This window comes from Sphingomonas crusticola, assembly GCF_003391115.1.
GTDB classification, from domain to species: domain Bacteria; phylum Pseudomonadota; class Alphaproteobacteria; order Sphingomonadales; family Sphingomonadaceae; genus Sphingomonas_I; species Sphingomonas_I crusticola.
The window spans coordinates 22653-42477 of record NZ_QTJP01000001.1 but is presented as its reverse complement, the minus strand read 5'-3'; the positions used below and the strand labels follow the sequence as shown (position 1 = coordinate 42477).

16 protein-coding genes are annotated in these 19825 nt (G+C 66.7%); 10 read left to right on the top strand and 6 right to left on the bottom strand.

Annotation, left to right across the window (positions count from 1 at the left end):
• Positions 1 to 3 precede the first annotated feature (3 nt).
• Positions 4 to 846, bottom strand: coding sequence for a hypothetical protein (locus DX905_RS00185; RefSeq protein ID WP_205412164.1), 843 nt, complete (start codon positions 844 to 846; stop codon positions 4 to 6).
• Between the two features lie 127 nt (positions 847 to 973).
• Here DX905_RS00185 and DX905_RS00180 point away from each other — a divergent pair, with 127 nt between their 5' ends.
• Together DX905_RS00180 and DX905_RS00175 are read left to right on the top strand one after the other, a co-directional pair.
• Entirely contained in the window at positions 974 to 3145 is a 2172-nt protein-coding gene (locus DX905_RS00180) for a primosomal protein N' (protein ID WP_116089534.1), read from the top strand.
• Between the two features lie 279 nt (positions 3146 to 3424).
• The gene (locus DX905_RS00175) at positions 3425 to 4111 is read left to right on the top strand and encodes a TMEM175 family protein (protein ID WP_116089533.1); all 687 of its coding nucleotides are present in this window, start codon (positions 3425 to 3427) and stop codon (positions 4109 to 4111) included.
• A gap of 1 nt (position 4112) precedes the next feature.
• On the opposite strand, the gene DX905_RS00170 is transcribed toward DX905_RS00175, so the two are convergent.
• The 3 genes from DX905_RS00170 to DX905_RS00160 are packed head-to-tail and all read right to left on the bottom strand — an operon-like array spanning position 4113 to position 7904.
• On the bottom strand, positions 4113 to 6656 hold the full coding sequence (locus DX905_RS00170) for an excinuclease ABC subunit UvrA (protein WP_116089532.1): 2544 nt from the start codon (positions 6654 to 6656) through the stop codon (positions 4113 to 4115).
• Between the two features lie 49 nt (positions 6657 to 6705).
• Positions 6706 to 7503, bottom strand: a complete 798-nt coding sequence (locus DX905_RS00165; protein ID WP_275896084.1) for an aldo/keto reductase — start codon at positions 7501 to 7503, stop codon at positions 6706 to 6708.
• 56 nt (positions 7504 to 7559) lie between these two features.
• Positions 7560 to 7904 carry a putative quinol monooxygenase gene (locus DX905_RS00160; RefSeq protein ID WP_116089531.1) on the bottom strand — a complete coding sequence of 115 codons (345 nt, stop codon included), beginning with the start codon at positions 7902 to 7904 and terminating at the stop codon, positions 7560 to 7562.
• Positions 7905 to 8335: 431 nt separating this feature from the next.
• Between DX905_RS00160 and DX905_RS00155 the strand changes: the two genes are divergently transcribed.
• Genes DX905_RS00155 through DX905_RS00140 form a run of 4 tightly spaced genes read left to right on the top strand, consistent with a single transcriptional unit; the run spans position 8336 to position 11734 of the window.
• A complete protein-coding gene (locus DX905_RS00155; protein ID WP_116089530.1) occupies positions 8336 to 9244 on the top strand; it encodes an ABC transporter ATP-binding protein in 909 nt (302 codons plus the stop codon).
• Complete coding sequence (locus DX905_RS00150; RefSeq protein WP_240320659.1) at positions 9244 to 9996, top strand: ABC transporter permease; 753 nt, start codon at positions 9244 to 9246, stop codon at positions 9994 to 9996. Before DX905_RS00155 ends, DX905_RS00150 begins: the two co-directional genes overlap by 1 nt.
• 32 nt (positions 9997 to 10028) lie before the next feature.
• Positions 10029 to 11132: a sensor histidine kinase gene (locus DX905_RS00145; protein WP_162875389.1), complete on the top strand. Its 1104-nt coding sequence runs from the start codon at positions 10029 to 10031 to the stop codon at positions 11130 to 11132.
• A complete protein-coding gene (locus DX905_RS00140) occupies positions 11129 to 11734 on the top strand; it encodes a response regulator transcription factor (protein WP_116089527.1) in 606 nt (201 codons plus the stop codon). Before DX905_RS00145 ends, DX905_RS00140 begins: the two co-directional genes overlap by 4 nt.
• Positions 11735 to 11975: 241 nt before the next feature.
• On the opposite strand, the gene DX905_RS00135 is transcribed toward DX905_RS00140, so the two are convergent.
• Together DX905_RS00135 and DX905_RS00130 are read right to left on the bottom strand one after the other, a co-directional pair.
• Positions 11976 to 14036 (bottom strand): alkaline phosphatase D family protein, encoded by a 2061-nt coding sequence (locus tag DX905_RS00135; protein ID WP_116089526.1) that lies wholly within the window; start codon positions 14034 to 14036, stop codon positions 11976 to 11978.
• Between the two features lie 340 nt (positions 14037 to 14376).
• Complete coding sequence (locus DX905_RS00130; protein WP_116092207.1) at positions 14377 to 15603, bottom strand: chymotrypsin family serine protease; 1227 nt, start codon at positions 15601 to 15603, stop codon at positions 14377 to 14379.
• A 197-nt stretch (positions 15604 to 15800) separates the two neighbouring features.
• Here DX905_RS00130 and DX905_RS00125 point away from each other — a divergent pair, with 197 nt between their 5' ends.
• From DX905_RS00125 to DX905_RS00110, 4 genes are all read left to right on the top strand, one after another.
• Positions 15801 to 16889, top strand: coding sequence for a radical SAM/SPASM domain-containing protein (locus DX905_RS00125; RefSeq protein ID WP_162875388.1), 1089 nt, complete (start codon positions 15801 to 15803; stop codon positions 16887 to 16889).
• Between the two features lie 56 nt (positions 16890 to 16945).
• On the top strand, positions 16946 to 18481 hold the full coding sequence (locus DX905_RS00120) for a hypothetical protein (RefSeq protein ID WP_116089524.1): 1536 nt from the start codon (positions 16946 to 16948) through the stop codon (positions 18479 to 18481).
• A 118-nt stretch (positions 18482 to 18599) separates the two neighbouring features.
• Positions 18600 to 18962, top strand: coding sequence for an RcnB family protein (locus DX905_RS00115; protein ID WP_420822126.1), 363 nt, complete (start codon positions 18600 to 18602; stop codon positions 18960 to 18962).
• A 153-nt stretch (positions 18963 to 19115) separates the two neighbouring features.
• Positions 19116 to 19820, top strand: a complete 705-nt coding sequence (locus DX905_RS00110; protein WP_116089522.1) for a hypothetical protein — start codon at positions 19116 to 19118, stop codon at positions 19818 to 19820.
• Positions 19821 to 19825: the final 5 nt, after the last annotated feature.

The window sequence follows — 19825 nt, the reverse complement described above, 5'->3', positions numbered from 1 at the left end:
CGCTCAGTTCGCGGCCTTGGCGAGATCCGCCTTCACGTGGCGGCGAATATCCTGCTGCTGATGCTCGGCCGTCTGCCGCGCCTGCGTCTTGTAAAGATTGGTCAGAAAGCTGCTGTCGAGCGCGGTCAGGCCCGCCGGGATCGGCTTGCCCAGATCGCGCGCGGTGAACAGCGACAGGACCGTGCCGGGATCCGAATAGACATGATCGAAGCGCGGCCGCGACAGGCTCACGAAGCCGAGGAAGTCGGCGAGCTGCCCCCAATTTATTCCGTCTAGCTTGGTGAGATCGACCACCGACACGGTGGTGGAAATGACCCGGAGGCTATTGGTCTTGATGCGGCTCGCGCTCGTGAGGTCCACCACCTTGTTCCAGTCCTGACCGAACCAGCGCACCGGATGCGGCGCCAGATAGGCCGCCTTCGTCCGCGCGGTGACCTCGCCGAAATCGATGTCCCCCACCAGTTCGGGGTGGCGCTTGATCAAGCCGGCCGTCACGGCGTCGGCATCCAGCGTGAACGCGATGACGATATCGGGAACGCAGTGCGGCGATTTGGCCGCGCCGAGCCCCACCTGGTCCGCCAATGCATCGATCCGCTCCTTGACGAACGCGGCGTGGACCGGCTCGAGCCCATAGATGCGCGTGCAGACCCGGCGGTCCCAACGCGCCATCTGATGTCCCGAACGCGACGGCGCGAATGTTTGCAGCATCTGATCGAGCTGTTTCTCGGCACGCCCCTCGACCACGACTTCATCGACGGGCTTGTCCTGCGCATCAGCCCCGGCAGGCCAGCCGGCCGCAAGGATGGCGGCCAAACACAGCAACGTCCGTCGAATCCGTATCCGCATGTGCGCGATATTATGATGCCGCTTTGCTTCTCGCCAGACGTTCGCACCCTTCCGGATAATTTTTCGCCAATTGCCGCAAGTCCGCCGCCATTTCACTTTTGCCGGAGGAATCCCTACCTGAGCGGCGATGAACAAGCGCGCCCGCGTCCTCCTGCTCAATGCCGCGCTCGGCCCGCTCGATTACCGCGTCGATCCGCAGCACGACGTCCAGCCGGGCTCGATCGTGCTCGCGCCGCTCGGGCCGCGCCAATTGGCCGGCGTGGTGTGGGAGCCGGAGCGAATGCCGTCCGACGCGGAGGTCGGCGACAACCGGCTGCGGCCGCTGGCGGGCGTCTACGATCTGCCGCCGCTCAAGGAGTCGCTGCGCCGCCTGATCGAATGGACCGCCGATTATTATCTCGCGCCGCCCGCCGCCGTGTTGCGCATGGCGCTCGCCTCCGCCTCGGCGCTCGACGGTGCGCGCACGATCATCGAATATCGCCCGACCGGCCACATTCCGCCCCGCCTCACCCCGCAGCGCGAACAGGCGCTCGAACGGCTGGAGAACCGCCAGGGCATCGTGCGCGAGCTGGCGACGATCGCCGACGTTTCGGACGCGGTGATCCGCGGCCTGGTCAAGGCCGGCGCGATCGAGCCGGTCGAGGTCCATGTCGACGACCCCTTCCCGATCCCCGATCCCGGCCATGCGCGACCCGATCTGTCGTCGGAGCAGGCCGCCGCCGCCGCGCGCCTGACCCACGCGGTGGAGGCACGGGAGTTCGCGCCGATCCTGCTCGACGGCGTCACCGGCTCCGGCAAGACCGAAGTCTATTTCGAAGCGGTCGCCGCCGCGATCCGCGCCGGCCGCCAGACGCTCGTCCTGCTCCCCGAAATCGCTTTGACCGAACCCTTCCTCAAGCGCTTCGCCGAACGCTTCGGCTGCGCGCCGGTGGCGTGGCATTCGGACCTGCGCCAGTCGCAGCGCCGCCGCGCATGGCGCGCCATCGCCAGCGGCGAGGCTTTGGTGACGGTCGGCGCGCGCTCCGCCTTGTTCCTGCCCTATCGCGATCTCGGCCTGATCGTCGTCGACGAGGCGCACGAGGCCAGCTTCAAGCAGGAGGACGGCGTGATGTATCACGCCCGCGACGTCGCCGTGATGCGCGGCAGCTTCGAAAGCGTGCCCGTCATCCTCGCCTCGGCCACGCCGGCGATCGAGACGCGCCAGCAAGTCGCGCAGGGCCGCTATGAGGAGGTAAAATTGCCGGTCCGCTTCGGCGGCGCGACCATGCCGGACATCGCCGCGATCGACCTGACGCAGGACCGGCCCGATCGCGGACGCTGGCTCGCGCCGACGCTCGTCAGCGCCGTCCACGAGACGCTGGAGCGCGGCGAGCAGGCTTTGCTGTTCCTCAACCGCCGCGGCTATGCGCCGCTCACCCTGTGCCGCCATTGCGGGCACCGCTTCAAATGCCCCAATTGCACCGCCTGGATGGTCGAGCACCGCCTGACCGCGCGGCTCGCCTGCCACCATTGCGGCCATGTCATGCCGCCGCCGCGCGCCTGCCCCGAGTGCAAGGAGGAGGATGCTCTCGTCGCCTGCGGACCCGGCGTCGAGCGCATCGCCGACGAGGTCGCCCTGCTCTTCCCCGACGCGCGCACCGCGATCGTCACCTCGGACACCTTATGGTCGCCCGCCAAGGCCGCCGAGTTCGTCCACAAGATGGAAGCGGGCGAGATCGACATCGTCATCGGCACGCAATTGGTGACCAAGGGTTATCATTTCCCCAACCTCACTTTGGTGGGCGTGATCGACGCCGATCTCGGCCTGTCGGGCGGCGATCTGCGCGCCGCCGAGCGCAGCTTCCAGCAGATCGCCCAGGTCGCCGGCCGCGCCGGCCGCGGCGCCAAGCCGGGGCGCGTGCTGGTCCAGACGTTCGAACCGGGCGCGCCGGTGATTCAGGCGCTCGTATCGGGCGATGCCGACAGCTTCTACGAAGCCGAGACCGATGCCCGCCGCCACGCCGGCGCGCCGCCCTTCGGCCGCTTCGCCGGCATCATCGTCAGCTCGGAAAATCTGGACGAGGCGGTCGCCACCGCCAAGGCGATCGGCCGCGCCGCGCCGCGCGTCGACGGCATGCAGGTCTACGGCCCCGCCCCCGCCCCGCTCGCCATGCTCCGCGGCCGCCACCGGCAGCGCCTGCTGGTCCACGCGCGGCGGGCGCTGGATGTGCAGGATGTGATCCGCGACTGGCTCGGCCCGATCGAAAAGCCGCGCGGCGTGCGCGTCGCCGTGGATGTGGATCCCTATTCGTTTTTGTGAACGGGCCAGGTGTGTGCGCAGCATTGGCCGCTTTTGGGCCGCAGGCTGCCGGTCCGGTGCTGGTTCTCAACCCGGCCAAAGCGGACACTGGGGAAGCGACGCAATCCTGATCGGAAATGGCGGGTCAGTTTCGGGACGGCGCGAACCCCGATCCAAACGGATCGCTGAAACACGAGCCGATCTGCTGCCACGCCCCCGATGCTCGGTCGTCTCAGGGTGCTGGATCTGACTTGCCTAGGCCTGATGGCAACCTTGCGTGGGGCGCGGCGTTGACAGCGCATGGCTGAGGGCTCCCACGCGAAGACTCACGGCGCCGAGCGTGGACTGAAGCGCTTCGAAGGTTTCAGCGACGCGGTATTTGCCATCGCTCTCACCCTATTGATCGTCGAAATCAAGGTCCCTGGCTCTCCCGACGGCCCGCACGGCTACAGCAATCTGGCGAGGGCCATAGCTGAGCAATGGCGCGAGCATCTCGCGCTGGTGGTCTGCTACGGTGTGATCGGCGCATATTGGCTGCAGCATCATTATTCCGGACGCATCTACGCCAGAAGCGATCACTGGTTTGGCGCGCTCAACCTGCTGTTCCTGCTCGCAATCATTGTCATTCCCTACCCCGTCCGCGCCTGGTGCTTCCACCTCGGCACGCCGTTCGAGTCCACTGGAGCGGTAACCCTGGTCGCCGCGCTGGCGCTCACCGCCTGCACCTGGATGGGCAAATGGTTCTACGGAATGTCGGGGCGCCGGGTGATGGACGAGCGGCTCGCAGACGATTTCCTCCGGCAGATGACACGCCGCTACGGCATTGCGACCTTGGTTCAGATCGCCGCGGTTCCGGTAGCGGTCGCAGAACCGCGTGTCGGGGTGGCGCTGGCTATGCTGTGTCTCGCCTTCTTCCTGCTGCCGCAGCCCAAGCCGCGTTATAAGCCCGGCGAAGAGCCGGATGCCGAAGAGGTAACAGGCGACTAACTCAGCCGGCCGCGGCGACCAGCCCGCCGAGCGCGCGATCGAGATAGGGCGCGGTGCGGCTCGCCCGGCAGGCTGCGACCTCTGCCGGCGGGCCGCTCACGACGATCCGCCCGCCTCCGTCGCCGGCGCCGGGACCGATGTCGATTACCCAGTCGCTAGCCGCCGCCACCTTCATGTCGTGATCGACAAGGACGACGCTGTTGCCGGCGTCGACCAGCGCGTTCAGTTGGCCGAGCAGACGCTCGACGTCCGTTGGGTGAAGGCCGGTGGTCGGCTCGTCGAGCACATAGAGCGCGCCGCCGTGCTGGGCGCGCTGAAGCTCGGTGGCGAGCTTCACCCTCTGCGCCTCGCCGCCCGAAAACTCGGTCGCGGGCTGTCCGAGGCGGAGATAATTGAGCCCCACCTCGCGCAGCACCTTGAGCGACCGGCAGACATTGGGCGCGTCGTCGAAGAACGCCCAGGCGCCCTCGACAGTCAGCGCGAGCACGTCGGCGACGGTCTTGCCGCGATAGCGGATCTCGAGCGTCTGGGGGTTGTAGCGGGTGCCTTGGCAGGTCGGGCACGGGGCGTAGACGCTCGGCAGGAAGAGTAGTTCGACCATGACGAAGCCTTCCCCCTCGCAGCGCGGGCAGCGGCCCTTGGCGACGTTGAACGAAAAGCGGCCGGCATCGTAGCGGCGTTTGCGGGCCTCGGGCGTCGCGGCGAACAGCGCGCGGACATGGTCGAACAGGCCGGTATAGGTGGCGAGGTTTGAGCGCGGGGTGCGGCCGATCGGCTTCTGGTCGACTTCGATCAGCCGCCTGATCCCCTCCAGGCCGCCGACGATTCGGCCCTCGGTAGCACTGGCGGGCACGCCCTCCAGGGCGGCTTCGGCATCCGCCTCATCTTCGGCGCCAACCGGGGCGCCTAGCGCACTGGCGATCAGCTCGACCAGCGCCTGGCTGACCAAGCTTGATTTTCCCGATCCGGAGATTCCGGTGACTGTGGTGATCACGCCGAGCGGGATCGCGCAATCGACCTGCTTCAAATTGTTCCGCGAGACCCCTTCTAGCCTGAGCCAGCCGGCAGGCTCGCGCTTTCGGCTCGGCATCCCGCCGCCTTCGTCGAACAGATGGCGCCTTGTCTCGGACGCGGCGACCTTGCGCAGGCCCTCGATCGGCCCGCTATAGAGGATCTCACCGCCATGTTCGCCCGCGGCCGGGCCGACATCCACGATCCAGTCCGCGCGGCGGACGACGTCCATCTCATGCTCGACGACGAACAGCGAATTGCCGACCGCTTTCAGGCCGTCGAGCGCGCGCAGCAGCGCCTCGGTATCGGCGGGATGGAGCCCGGCGGACGGCTCGTCCATGACATAGACGACCCCGAACAGGTTGGAGACGACCTGGGTGGCAAGCCGCAACCGCTGCAGCTCGCCGGGCGACAGCGTCGGGGTGCTGCGCTCCAGCGTCAGATAGCCGAGGCCGAGGTCGAGCAGCACCGACAGCCGGCGGCACAGATCGCCGGCGATCCGCTCGACCACCAGCGCCTTTTCGGGGTGGGCCTTGCGCAGCGCCCTGAGCTTGCCGGCCTTAGCTTCGGCATAAGGCGCGAAGATCATCGAGAAACGCGCCATGGGCAGGCGGCTCATCTCGGCGAGGTCGAGGCCCTCGAAGCGCACCGACAGGGATTCGCGGCGCAATCTCTTGCCGTCGCAGACCGGGCAGAGCCGGGAGATCATGAAGCGCGCCGCGCGCTTCTTCATCATCGCGCTCTGGGTGGTCGCGTAGCTGTGGGTGACATGGCGCTTCGCGCTCGAGAAGGTGCCCATATAGGCCGGCTCGATCTTGCGGCGGAGCGCGCGCTGGATCTCGTCATGACTCCAGCCCGGATAGACCGGGACCTGAGGCTGTTCTTCGGTGAACAATATCCAGTCGCGCACCTTCTTCGGCAGGTTCCGCCACGGCGTGTCGACGTCGATGCCGCGGCTGATAAGGATGTCGCGTAGATTCTGGCCACCCCAGGCCATCGGCCAGGCGGCGACCGCCCGCTCGCGGATGGTCTTCGACGGGTCGGGCACCATCGAGGCTTCGGTGACCTCGTGGATCCGGCCGAGGCCGTGGCAGCGCGGGCACGCCCCCTCGACCGTGTTTGGCGAAAAGGACTCGGCATCGAGATGGGCTTGGCCCGGCGGATAGTCGCCAGCGCGCGAATAGAGCATCCGCAGCAGGTTGGAGAGCGTGGTGACGCTGCCCACCGACGAGCGCGTAGTCGGCGATCCGCGCTGCTGCTGCAGCGCCACCGCCGGCGGCAGCCCCTCTATCTCGTCGACCTCGGGCACTTCCATCTGGTGGAACAGGCGGCGCGCATAAGGCGAGACCGATTCGAGATAGCGGCGCTGGGCCTCGGCATAGAGGGTGGAGAAAGCGAGCGACGACTTGCCCGATCCCGACACGCCGGTGAACACCACCAGCGCGTCGCGCGGTATGTCAACATCGACATTCTTGAGATTGTGCTCGCGCGCGCCGCGAACGCGGACGAAGCCGGAGGCCTTGGTATCTCGCATGCGAACCTCCTGCACTCTGATACGCCCAAGCGTTCGCTTCGTTGCACGCCTACAGCATCGGAAGCCGGGACGGTCGCGGGCCGAGCGGGAACGCCGCGTCAATCCGGGCGAGTTCGGCGTCCGTCAGCCGCAGCGCGCCAGTACCGGCATTTTCGGCGGCGTGCTCGACGCTGGAGGCCTTGGGGATTGCGAACACCGATGGGTGCCGCACGAGGAAGCGCAGCGCCACCTGGCGCGCGGTCGCGCCATGGCTTGCCGCTATGTCCTCCATCACGAGGCCCCCCGGCGTACGCGGGCCCGGGAAGTCGCCATGGCCGAACGGGCTGTAGGCAACCACCGCGACGCCGTGTTCCACGCACCAGGGCAGCACGGCGTGCTCGATCGCCCGCTCACCGAGGTGATAGAGCACCTGATTGCAGGCAATCCGGCCCTTACCGCCGACTTTCCATGCGGCCTCCAGGTCGGCCACGTCGAAGTTACTGACACCCCAGGACAGGATCTTGCCCTGTTCGCGGAGCCGCTCGAAACCGGCAAAGGTTTCCTCGAGCGGATGCGAGCCGGGCCAGTGCAGGAGGTAGCAATCGAGCCTGTCCGTCCCAAGGCGTGCGAGCGAGCGCTCGCAGGCGGCAATCGTCCCGTTGCGGGAGGCATTGCTGGGGAGCACTTTCGAGACCAGGAAAACCTCGTCTCGCCGCCGCGCGATGGCCTCTCCGACCACGAGTTCGGCGTCCCCGTACATCTCGGCCGTGTCGATATGAGTCATGCCGAGATCGAGGCCGCGGCGAAGCGCAGCCACAGCCCTTGGACGGTTCGCGTCGTCAATGTACCAGGTACCCTGGCCGATCACAGCGACGTCGCGTTGCACGGTACCGAATGGGCGACGCTCTGTCAGCGCCGCGTTCCTCACTCTGGCACCTGCCCGCTGTCCCCGGGCAGCTTGTAGGCGAGGACATGGCCGTGCTCGATCTTGGGCATGCTCTCAAGCAGCTCGGGGGTGCGCAGGACCAGGGCGCGGCCGACCTTTCCTGCGAGATGAGCGAGACGTCCTGCATTGTCCGGGAAGGTGTCGAAGATCGCGAAGTCGTGATCGCCGAAGCGAAGCGCGTACCAAGTGGTTGTATCCGGTTCCTCCATCACCGCGGCTAGTCCGTCGCGGAGGAATGCTTCGACCTCGTCGCCCTTTCCGCCCTGCGCGGTGAGACGAACAAAAAGCGCTTTCACCACCGATGCCAGTTGTTCTTCGGCCATGGATCATCTCCTAAGGAGCTAGGCGGGCTAGCGCAGCCCAAGCGCGCGAAACCCAAGCATCTGGCTCGGCCGATCGTGACGGGTACGTGGGGAACGCCTCAGGTCTCGTCCTGGGGGCAGCTAAATCATCTGGACCTCCGACTCAGGTGAAAGGGATCCAGATAGCGCCCTGCCTGGGCATGACGTAGGCACAGCGGACAAATGGCTGCTTCCAGCTACGCGCCTCAATTCCGGTCGTTAGTGCCAACTTTCGGGAGCAGTCGCGGGCAGCAAAGTGACAGTCTACCGACGCAGGAAAGCTGCCTTATCGATCACGCAATATCCTTACCTGCGTCGGAATTGATGACATCTGTCACCCCTTTTCCCTGACGACGCGCACTGGTGCGCACCGTCCCTCTCCTCGATGAGCACGTGATCGAAGGAGCGAAAATATGGGCAGAGATCACATGCAGATCGTCGGGCAGCTCGAAGCTGTCTCTAAGAAGTTCGGCAGCTACACGGTGCTCGACGGCATCGACCTCGCGATCCGCGCCGGCGAAGTCACCGCCTTGCTCGGCCCTAACGGCGCCGGCAAAACCACAACCGTCGGCCTGCTCACCGGGCGGCTGACCGCGGACAGCGGCAAGGTCGACCTATTCGGGCTCGATCCATCGCGACCGCTCGCCCGCGCCCGGATGGGGGTCATGCTCCAGAGCGCCGGCCTACCCGACGTGCTCACCGTGCGCGAATTGGTGACGCTGCAATCGGGCTATTACCGCCGTCCCCGCGAAGTGTCCGAGACGATCGCCCTCGCCGGCCTCGAAGGCCTCGAAAAACGCGCCGCCGGTAGGCTCTCGGGCGGGCAGCAGCGTCGCCTTCATTATGCCCTCGCCATCTGCGGCCAGCCGGACCTGCTCGTCCTCGACGAGCCCACTACCGGCCTTGACCACGAAGCCCGCCGCCACCTTTGGACCACGGTCCGTGGGGAGGCCGACAGCGGCGCCGCGGTGCTGCTGACCACGCATTATCTGGAAGAGGCCGACGCCCTCGCCGACCGCATCGTCGTCATCGCCGAAGGCCGGATCATCGCCGACGACGCCCCGGCCGGGATCAAGGCCAGCGTCGGCGGCTCGACGGTTCGCTGCCGCACCACGCTCACCGATCCGCACCTTGCCGCGCTCCCCGGCGTACGCTCGGTCGCCCGCAGCGGCGCGGCCGCCACCCTTCTCGTCGCCGATGCCGCCGCCAGCGCCCGCGCTTTGCTCGCCGCCGATCCGTCGCTCACCGATCTGACGATCAGCGCCGCTTCCCTCGAGGAAGCCCTGGCCAATCTCTCCACCACCACGCGAAAGGCAGCATGATGGCTAGTGCACTTGCCAATCCGGTCGGCGTCTTTGCGCGCGAAAGCGTCTCCGAGCTCCGCAAGAATCTGCGACTGCCGCAATTCGCGCTACCGACGATCATCACCCCCGCGGTCTTCTATGGCCTATTCGCGATCGCGCTTAACAAGGGCGGGGCTGACGCGGCGGCCTATTCGCTCGCCACCTTCGGGGTGTTCGCCGCGACCGGCCCGGCCTTGTTCGGCTTCGGCGCCGGCGTTGCGGTCGAGCGCGAAAGCGGGCTCATCGAGCTCAAGCGCGTCTCGCCGCTCCCCGGTGGCGCCTATGTCGTCGCCAAATTGGTGTCGGCCGGTGCGATGGCGGCGCTCGCGCTGGTGCTGATCTACAGCCTGTCGCTGGTCGGCGGTGTCCGGTTGCCGGCGGAGAAATGGGCACTGCTTGCCGCGGTCCACCTCGCCGCGGTCATCCCCTTCGCTCTGGTCGGATTTTCGATCGGCATGCGGATCGGCGCCAAGGGCGCGATCGCCGCCGCCAACGCCTGCTATCTCGGCTTCTCGATCCTCGGCGGGCTGTGGATGCCGATCACGATCCTGCCGCCGTGGATGCAGCATCTCGCCTGGGTCACGCCCTCCTTCCATCTCGGCCAGCTCGCGCTCTCGATAATCGGAGTGCCACCGCAAGGCTCGATCCTCGCCCATATCGCCGCGCTGATGGGTATCACCATCCTCGCCGCGTGGTTTGCGGTCGGCGGCTGGCGGCGCAGCCCGGCTTGACCGCCGGACTGATGCGGAACAGCATAAGGGTCATGCAAGAAACTGCGGCACCCCCGTCGGACCAAAGCTGGTACCAGCGTGTATTCGACGTCCGTCGTCCGTGGGTGTGGCTTGCCTATCTGCCTTTGTACGGCATGACCTGGCTGTACCATACGCCCAATACGTTCGACCTCGTCGTCTCGATCGCCGGGCTGTTCGTCTTCCTCGCGCTCTATCTCTATGCGGCGCGATGCTCTGGCCGGGCGGTAATCCTGCCCGCGGTGCTGATCCTGCTGCTGGCACTGGTGATGATCCCGTTCGGCGGAAATTGGACCGTGTTGGCGGTCTATGCTTGCTCGGCAGCAGCCGAGCTGCCGCCGGCCCGCGATGGCGTGCGGCTAGTCGCGGCGTTCATCGCGGTTTCGGTGATTGCAACGATCCTTCAGGGCATGCCTTGGTACGTCGTGGCGATGATCGCGCTTTTCGAAGCCATGGTCGTCTACAGCAAAATGGCGGGCATCGCGCTCGGCGAAAAGCACGGCGCACTGCTCAAGGCGCAGGAGGAAGTCCGCTTGCTTGCGCAGGAAGCCGAGCGCGAGCGTATCGCCCGCGATCTCCACGACCTGCTTGGCCGCACGCTGACGCTGATCGCGCTCAAGAGCGACCTCGCCGTCCGCCTGATCGCCTCGGACCCACAGGCCGCCGAGCGCGAGATGCGCGAAGCGGGCCAAGCCGCGCGCAGCGGACTCGCTGAAGTTCGCGCCACGGTAGCCGGCATGAGCGAGGCTGGCTTAGCCCGCGAGATCGAGGCGTCCCGCGCCGCGCTAGCCACCGCCGGTGTTGCCTGCGAGATCACCGGCGAAAACGTGGTCATCCCCGCCGCCAACGGCGCGGTGCTGGCAATGGCGCTGCGCGAGGCGGTCACCAACGTTATCCGCCACGCCGCCGCGACGCGCTGCGAGATCATGCTCGAGCAGGACGCAGACGGGATGCGGCTCACCGTCTCGGATGACGGTCAGGGCGGTCGCTTTGCCGAAGGCTCGGGTCTGCGCGGCATGCGCGCGCGGCTGTCGGCGGCGGGCGGGCGCCTCCGCGTCCAGCCGGGCAAAAGCGGCACCGAGGTAATGGCGGCGGTCCCGGCGGCCGCCGCTGCATGATCCGCGTCGTCATTGCCGAGGATCAGGGCATGGTGCTCGGCGCGCTGGCATCGCTGCTCGCGCTTGAGCCCGATATCGACGTGGTCGGGCGCGCCCCCGATGGCCTGGCCGCGCTCGACAGCGTCCGGTCGCTCGCACCGGATGTCTTGCTGTCGGATATCGAGATGCCCGGCCTCACCGGGATCGAAGTGGCCGCCCGCCTCACCGAGGAGCGCTCGCCCACCCGTGTGCTGATCGTCACCACCTTCGGCCGCGCCGGCTATCTGCGCCGCGCCATCGGCGCCGGCGTATGCGGCTACCTTCTCAAAGACAGCCCGGCCGATAAACTCGCCGATGCGATCCGCCAGGTCGCCCGCGGCGGTCGCGTCATCGATTCGTCGCTCGCCGCCACCGCCGCCTTCGCGCCGCCCGATCCGCTCACCGATCGCGAGCGCGCCGTCCTCCGCCTTGCGCAGGACGGCCAGTCGAACAAGGAAATCGCGCGCACGCTCGAACTGTCCCCCGGTACCGTGCGCAACTATTTGTCCGAGGCCGCCGCCAAGCTCGGCGCATCCAATCGCATCGAAGCAAGTCGCATCGCCCGCGAGCAGGGCTGGCTGTGACCGCTGCGCTTAACGTTCCTTGCCGTCCGCGCAGCATGCACGGAGTCCGCGCGATACGCACCCGGGGCAGCGCTCAGGGTTGTCGGGACTCTGTGTGAACGACCGGAGGTGGGCGCTTAGCTCCCCTTATTTGTCGGAAATTCGGGAACACAAGGATTTCGGGATTCCGGGACACAATACCTAATTGCGTTTCGGCAGACGCAACCACCCAGCTTCGATAGGACTTACATCAAATCCCAACTCAAACCGACAACTCAGCCTGCCCCTCAACCATCCGCTGCTCCAGCTTCGGCACGCCCCCCGCCTCCCACAACCGCGCCTCATGCGCCACCCGATACCGCAACGGCCCACCGTCCGCCGTGGTGGCCCGCGTAATCGGCCGAACGATGCACACAAACTCGGTCTCGATCGTGTCCGGTCCGGCGCTGACCACCGAATAACCGTGCCCGGCCATGTCGACGAACTCCAGATGCGGCGCGACGTCGGGATTGGTCAGCGCCCGCGCCTTCGCGATGTCGCCGCTCGCCGCATATTCCAGTGCCGCGCGCACCCCGCGCTTCAACGTCAGGTTGATCACCGCCTCGGGCGCGGCGCCCGCCGGCTTGCGCACGAACAACGGCAGTAGCGGCGTATCCGCCTTCTTATATTCCATCGCTTCGGCGAGGCCCGGTGCGGAGATCGAGCCGGTGATGAAGCTGATCCCCACCGGCGCGAACCCGGCGGGCGGCAGCGCCGGCGCGGCATAGCCGGCCCAGAAGCTGTGGCGATCGCCCGAGACGGTGACGAAGCCCGATATTTTCCGGTCGCGGACCAGGTCGTAAATCTCCGCGCGCTCGGCGAACGCGCCGCTGAAATCGCCGCCGCCGAACGTGCCGTAGCCCTTGCCCGGCCATGGCGCCTTGACCATCCCGGCGGGCAGATTCTGCGGATCGGTCCGCATGTCGAGCGTGCCGTTGGTCGCGCCCCAGATCTTCCAGGTCGCGGTCGATCGGGTCAGCCGTTCCTTAAGCCACGCTTTCTGCTCCCGGCCGAGCATCGTGAATGGCGGCTCGCCCTTGCGAAAATTGGAAATGGTCTTGTCACCGATCGCGATGGTCGCGGGCGGGTTGCCGCCGGCATAATCGCTGCCCCCGTCGACGATCTCCATCCACTCCTGCGGCACCACCGGATAGTCGCCCGAGTCGAGCGCCGCCGCCTCGGGCCGATCGGTCGGGTCCGCCATCTTATAGCTGTGGAAATCGGTCAGGATCAGCTCGACATGCTTGCCGTAGCGCAGCGCGCGATAGGCGGTCATGCTGCCGACGGCGACGCGGTTATTGGCCTCGATGCCGAAGCCATGATCGTCAAACGTCTCGATCGCCGCCTTCGCCACCTGCGGCGGGCGGAACTGGTCGAGCCCGTCGCCCGATGCCTTGCGCACGCGCGACGGGATATATTCCCACCAGGCCTGGTTGGCGGCGACGCGCAGCGGCTGCGCGGGCTCGGGTTCGCTGCCGGGATATTTGATGAAGCTTTGCCAGCCTTGCCACGAGAATTCGTGATTGTCGCCGATGCAGACGAACGGAAAATGTGCCCGCGCATCCTGGATGTCGGGGTCGTCGATATGCGCGCGATAGACGTGGCGGTAGCCGGCGAGGTTGGTCGGCACGTGGAAATTGGCGACCTTGCGCGCGTCGGGGATGCGCCCGAGATCGTACACCGTGCGCCCATAGCGATGCGGCACCTCGTCGGGATATTCGACCACCTCGTAGATGAAGTCGCCCAGATGGAGCACGAAGCCGAGCTTGCCGCCGGCGGGCGCGTTTTCGTCCTCCCAGATCATCCGGCGGAAGGCATTCTGGGCGCCTTCGTTGACGCTCTGGCATGACACGAAGGCGAAGCGGACCGGACGCGGATCGGTGACGCGCGGGGCGGTGATCGTGCGTCCGATCCGGCTGCCGGCGCCCGTCTCGTCCGTGAAACGGTAATGATAGACCGTCGCGGGCGCCAGACCGCCGATCATCGCCCGGCACGTATGGTCGGCCGCCGCCAGCACCGGCGCCCGCGCCGTGGCGACCACGCGGCGGAACTCCGCATCCAGCGCCACTTCCACCGTCAGCATGTGCCGTTCGCCGCGATCGAACGGGCGCCGGGTCCACAGCACCACGCTATGCTCGTCCGGATCGCCCGAGGCGACGCCCTGCGGGTATAGCGCACGCTCCTCGCGCCACGCGACCCGCGATGGCGATGCGGCCGATCCCTTCACCCAGATGCCAGTCACCCCGATGGCCGCCGCGCTTGCCAGAAACTGTCGTCGATCCATTCCACCCTCCGGGGTCGTGCAAACCGATAGTTTCGAGGCGCTGACCTAGGGTCAAGTCGGCTGCGCCTCGATCGGCATGGATCAAGGCAACGACCTCGTCGCTGCAACAAACGGCATCGGAGCGGAAGCTGTTCTCAGCCTCGTGGGCACGCCGCGCCCGGCGCGACTGGCTCCACATCTATCCAGGCGTTTCCACCTGGACAAAACAGGAACAAAGATGTATGACGCTAGCCAGCGGGTTGGTTGCCGCCTGCTTTCCCAGGCTGTTTGAAATTGTCAGTTAACCAACACGGTTCGCGAATATTCGCCTTTTCCTGCGAAACGAACCATATCGGTGAAATCATCTAGTTCGAATCTGGTGTTTTTTATTTTGCGGTGCCGCGCCTCCGCTCTGGTAAGCCAGCGTCCAGCCTGGCGGCAGATAGTCGGTCGACATATAATAATAGAGCCGGCAGCGGCCGTCGGCGGTATAGCTCGATCCCTTGACGAGCCCGAAGGCGATGGTGGCGCTGAACACCGGGCCGCCGCTGTCGCCGCCCTTGCAGTCGGGCCCGCGCACCGCCACCCAGCTCGGCTCGCACGGGCCGGCGCACAGGTCGCCGGGCGGGGCATAATCGACATATTGGACCTCGGCACAGCTATAGCCCGTGCGCTCGCCGCGATGGCAGACGACGTCGCCGGAGCGCGTGCTGGTGCGATTGCGCCAGCTCGTCACCGGCCGCGAGACGGTCTTGCCCTTGTCCGCATAGAAAAGCGGCGCCAGCGGACCCGCCCCGGTGTGGATCTGCACGTCCTGATAGAAAGCGCCCCAGGCGCCGATCATAGTCAATGGCACCTCGCCGCCGCCGGGCTCGACATAGTCGATCTGGTCCGGGCAATGGGCGGCGGTGGCGATGCCGCTCTGCGCGCCGTCGGTCACGACGAAGCCGCTGGTGCAGACGCCGCGCCGGCCGATCGCCGGATCGAAGCCGATCACGCGCCCCCCGCCCTCGGCCATCAAATTGGTATCGGCGTCGCCCCAGCTCACCACCCGCACCGGAACCGTCGCAATTTCGCTCAGCCGCGCCGCCAGCGCCTCCGGCCCGTCCGCGCCGACATCGGCCGCCTTGACCATCACCGCCAGCATCCCGCTACGCGGATCGACGCCCATGCCGGGCGGGTTGCGCAGGGCCGCCCGGATCTCCGCCTGATGCGCGGCGATCGCGGCCAGGATCCGGTCGCGCGTGGCGGGCGCGCCGGTCTGAAAGGTGACGGGGATAGTCAGGCCGGCGGCGGTGATCGCCTGATCGGGAACGGCTTCGCTGCCGGTCAGCAGCACGACGATCCGCAAGCCGCCGTCATGCGCAATCGCAAGACCGGCGAGGCGGTCGCGATATGTCTGTTGGAGGGCGTCGGTCGCGGCAACGCTGTCCTGCTGGGCCTGCAGCTCGCGCATCGCCTGATCGAGGGGGACGCTATAGAGGCGCGCATATTCCCGCGCGTCCTGCGCCAATGCCTCGATCGCGCTCTGGACGACGGGCGCGGCGAGCGCCGCCTTGTCCGGCACGGCCGGGGCGGCACGCGACATGGGCGGCGCCGGGTTCGTCGGCGAAGGGATGGTCGGCGAAACGATGGCCGGCGATTGGGCAAGCACGGCCGGTCCGCTCGAAAGCGCCGCACACAACGCTATCGCTAACCGCCACCGCACGCAGCCCTTCTGCCCGGCCCGGCGATATGACGCCAGCGGCTTTCAACCGGCGCCTCAATTCTGGTAAGGGGATGGACGTGCCCGACCAGACCCTCCCGACCGGCCCGGTCCGGAACTTCGCGTTGCTGCTCCAGAAATGGGGCGGCATGGCCAAATATCGGCATCGGCCGCGCCTGGCGGGGCTGTTCTTTCGTGCGGCGCTGGTCTTTGCCCCGACCCTGCCGCTTGCCCGGCGCGAATTGGCCAAGGCCCGGCCGCGCTCCGCCGGCGGCGTCCCGCATCTGAATTCGGTCGGTATCGGCACGACCGGCACCTGCAACGCCTCGTGCGTCCATTGCCCAACCGGCAAGGCCAGCACCGCCGCCTCGCCGCGCGGCACCATCCCGATGGATCTGTTCCGCAAGATCATCGACGGCATCGTTGACGAGGGCGTCGCGGTCGACAGCCATATCGGCTTCGGGCTGTTCGGCGACGGGCTGGTCGACCCGCTGGTGGTCGAACGCGCGCGCTATGTGCACGAACGGCTTCCCGACGTGATCTTCTCGGTCAACACCAATGGCGCCGCCTATAACAGCGCCAGGCACAAGGTGCTGTACCCTTACGTGACGTTGCTCTCGCTACATTGTGAATCGCTGACGCCGGAGACCTACAATTACCTGATGACGCCGCTGCGGGCCAAGAACGTCTTCCCCAAATATGAGCAGATCCTGCGCGACTTCCCGGGCAAGGTCCGCGTCAGCGTGCCCGTCAGCCGCGCCAATCGCGACGAGCTCGTGATGATCCGCGAATGGTTCATGTCGCGCGGCGCGCGGGAGGTGGTGTTCGATCCGATGGCGAGCCGCTGCATGGAAGATCGCAGCCTGTTCGACAAATTGTCGCTCGCGCCCGTCCGCATCCGCTGCGATGCCGAGGTGGCGCGCGACCTGATCGTCGATTGCGACGGCGCGGTGCTCACCTGCTGCCAGGATTTCGTGCGCGAACATCCGCTCGGCAATCTGACGGTCGAGACGTTCCGCGAGACCCTCACCAATCTCGCCCGCAATTCGTTCGCGCAGAAGATGACCGACGGCAGGCATGACGAAATCTCGACCTGCAGCCGTTGCTATGGCGATGTGCGCACGCCGCAATTCCCGTTCGATCATCCAGTCCTGATGGAGGCACGTTGAGGGGCGCCCGCCCCGCCCCGTCTTTAATCGCGAGCGCGCCCTCGAAGGCCGGCCGGTTGCGCAGTGCGCTGCTTTTCCTTGCAGCCTGCGCCGCCTGGGCCGCCCCGCTCCATGCCGAATGGCGCCGCGCCACGTCGCGCCACTTCATTCTCTATTCGCAGGGGCCCGCCAGCGAAATCCAGAAATCGGTGGTCGCGCTGGAACGCTACGATCAGTTGCTGCGGCTGATGTCGATCAGCAAACCCGATGAGGATTCCGCGCCCCTCACCGTCTTCCTCGTCGCCAATGCCGCCCAGGTCGGCGATCTCATCGGCCAGAGCAACGCGGCGGGTTTCTATACGGTGGGGCCACAGGGCCCGATCGCCGTTGGCCCGCGCATCGCCAGCTATGATGCTTCCAACGACGATTTCTCGCCGCAAGTCGTGCTGTTCCACGAATATGCGCATCATTACATGTTGCAGAACTACACCGCCGCCTATCCGGGCTGGTTCGTCGAAGGCTATGCCGAGCTGCTCGGCGCCACCGGCTTCGCGAGCGACGGATCGGCGAATGTCGGCCAGGCCGCGACCTACCGTTTCGCCGGATTGCATACCAGCAATCCCATTCCGATCCGGGCGCTGCTGGCGGACGACCCGGACAACCGCAAGCGCGATGTCTTTGCCTTTTACAGCGAAGCCTGGCTGCTGACCCATTATCTCGTCTTCAACGACAAGCGCTCGCCGCAGCTGCGCCGATATCTGGGCCTGGTCAGCGGGGGAACGAAACCGATAGACGCGGCGACGCAGGCGTTCGGTGATCTTTCCAAGCTGGTCGGCGAATATGAGGCCTATCGCAACGCCCCCTCCATCCCCGGCCTGCACATTACGCAGCAGAATGCGCCCGCGATAGAAAACATCCGGGTAGAAACGCTGGATGCGGCCGGCCAGGCTTTGGTGTGGGACCGCCTCCTCTACATGCGCGGATTGCGGCCGGGCGAGCCGGCAAAGATCGCCGCCGACCTGATGAAGCGCGCGGTCGCCGCGCCCAGGGATCCAGCCACGCTCGACTTGCTGTGGCGGGTCCAGCTTGCCGCCGACGACACGGATGCCGCGGAACGTACCGCCGACGCCCTGCTTGCGATCAAGCCGTCCGATCCTTCCGCGCTGCTCGGCAAAGGCCTGATCGCGATGAAGAAGCTGGAGGACGCGAAGGACTTTGCCGTGGCGAAATGGGTGAGTGCGCGCCAGCTCCTGGTCGATGCCAATAAAGGCGACGCCAGCAGTCCTGAAATCCTGTTCGCTTATTACCAGTCGTTCGTGAGGGCGCACCAGACGCCCTCGGCGAATGCCAGGCTCGCGCTGATGCGGGCGTTCGAGTTGCAACCGCAAGCCTCCTGGCTGCGCCTAACGCTGGCAGGATCGCTGATCGACGAACGCCGCTATACGGAAGCGCGGGTAGCGCTCAAGCCGGCGGCCTTCTCCGTGCACGACCCCGGCTCGGCCGCCGTGGCGCAGAAGATGCTGGCGACGATCGACACGCTGAAAGACGGCGATGCGCCGCCGATGACTTTGCCCGAGATCGATAGGATCGGGGACGGTGCCAGGAAAAACTAGCGGCTGTGAACTGCGACAACTTGCGACAATTTCGTGCGTGGGACGCGACATGGTTGAGACAAGGGACGCTTAGATAGGTCTCGACGCCAGCGACGGCGCCAAATGTCGGAGAAAGATTATGAAGAAGCTCATCCTCGCCGCGCTTACCGCGTCCGTTGCCTTCAGTCCGCTGGTGGCTTCCGCCGCCGATGCGCAGGGCCACCGCGAAGCGCGCCAGACCACGATCGTGAAGCGCAACGGCAACGTCGTGCATAAGACGGTGGTGCGCCAAACGGCGCGGCAATATCGCAGCGACTGGCGCAAGGGCCAGCGCTTCGACCAGCGCCAGGCACGCAATTATCGCCAGATCGACTATCGCAACTATCGCGGCCTGCGCGCCCCGCCGCGCGGCTATCATTACGTCCAGTCGGGCAACGACGCGGTGCTGGTCGGCATCACGAGCGGCATCATAGCCGCCGTGGTCACGAACGCGATCCGGTAACCACCCGGCGATCCTGCAATGAAATACCAGCGGCGGTGCCTTCGGGCGCCGCCGCTTCGTTTGGGCAGGCCATCAGCGCTGCCGCCTCATATCCGCGAAGTGGACACGTTGCCGCGCGGTGCGCGTTGGCACAGCGCGATTGAAGGAAGATCATTGCGGAACCTGGATTTCAGCTCGTGGCAGAGCCTGCTCGTCACCGTCTTGGGCCTCGCACTTGTCACGCTTCTGGGCGTCGGCATCCGCCTGCTCACGATGATGACGTTCCAGCAGCGGCGCGAGCGCACGAACCGGCAGATCAACGAGCGGCTCCGCACCCTGATCGCGGCCTACAAGACGCTGGGCGGCTCGTTCACGGGCAATCTGGCTGTCGATCCCACTCACAAGCGCGATCTGCGGCCGCGCGAGCAGGCCGAGCGGCAGCAAGAGCCCATGGCGGCGCTCGATCTCACCGCCGAGACCGCATCGCGATCCGATCGCACTCGCCGCATCCGTGACGCGGTGGAGGCGGCGCTCTCCAACATCATTCTGCTCGGAACGGAGGAGCAGGTGCGCCTGGCGGATAAGGCCGTGCGTGAACTTGTTGCGGGCCACCCCGTCCACACCCACCAACTGGTGGTGTCGCTGCGCGCCTTTGTTCGCGAAGCGCTCGACCTCGATCCGATCCCTTTCGACCTGGAAATCCCGATGCAGGGACCTGCCCGCCCTTCTGGCTCGGGGGGCGGCAGGACCGCCGCTGGTAAGAGCGATGGCGGAGAGCGCAGCGGTAGTGGCGGCGGCGGTGGGGCGATGGGTGGAGGGGGTGGCATGGGTGTCGGCGCTTCCGATGCTGACGAGCCGCACATCACTCATCAGGCTTGAGGCTC

Excerpts from the sequence above, each read along its gene's own strand:
- DX905_RS00130 (WP_116092207.1), bottom strand. The coding sequence starts at position 15,603 with ATGTCGCGTGCCGCCCCGGCCGTGCCGGACAAGGCGGCGCTCGCCGCG.
- DX905_RS00175 (WP_116089533.1), top strand. The coding sequence starts at position 3,425 with ATGGCTGAGGGCTCCCACGCGAAGACTCACGGCGCCGAGCGTGGACTG.
- DX905_RS00160 (WP_116089531.1), bottom strand. The coding sequence starts at position 7,904 with ATGGCCGAAGAACAACTGGCATCGGTGGTGAAAGCGCTTTTTGTTCGT.
- DX905_RS00185 (WP_205412164.1), bottom strand. The coding sequence starts at position 846 with ATGCGGATACGGATTCGACGGACGTTGCTGTGTTTGGCCGCCATCCTT.
- DX905_RS00150 (WP_240320659.1), top strand. The coding sequence starts at position 9,244 with ATGGCTAGTGCACTTGCCAATCCGGTCGGCGTCTTTGCGCGCGAAAGC.
- DX905_RS00140 (WP_116089527.1), top strand. The coding sequence starts at position 11,129 with ATGATCCGCGTCGTCATTGCCGAGGATCAGGGCATGGTGCTCGGCGCG.
- DX905_RS00115 (WP_420822126.1), top strand. The coding sequence starts at position 18,600 with ATGAAGAAGCTCATCCTCGCCGCGCTTACCGCGTCCGTTGCCTTCAGT.
- DX905_RS00135 (WP_116089526.1), bottom strand. The coding sequence starts at position 14,036 with ATGGATCGACGACAGTTTCTGGCAAGCGCGGCGGCCATCGGGGTGACT.
- DX905_RS00155 (WP_116089530.1), top strand. The coding sequence starts at position 8,336 with ATGGGCAGAGATCACATGCAGATCGTCGGGCAGCTCGAAGCTGTCTCT.
- DX905_RS00145 (WP_162875389.1), top strand. The coding sequence starts at position 10,029 with ATGCAAGAAACTGCGGCACCCCCGTCGGACCAAAGCTGGTACCAGCGT.
- DX905_RS00170 (WP_116089532.1), bottom strand. The coding sequence starts at position 6,656 with ATGCGAGATACCAAGGCCTCCGGCTTCGTCCGCGTTCGCGGCGCGCGC.
- DX905_RS00180 (WP_116089534.1), top strand. The coding sequence starts at position 974 with ATGAACAAGCGCGCCCGCGTCCTCCTGCTCAATGCCGCGCTCGGCCCG.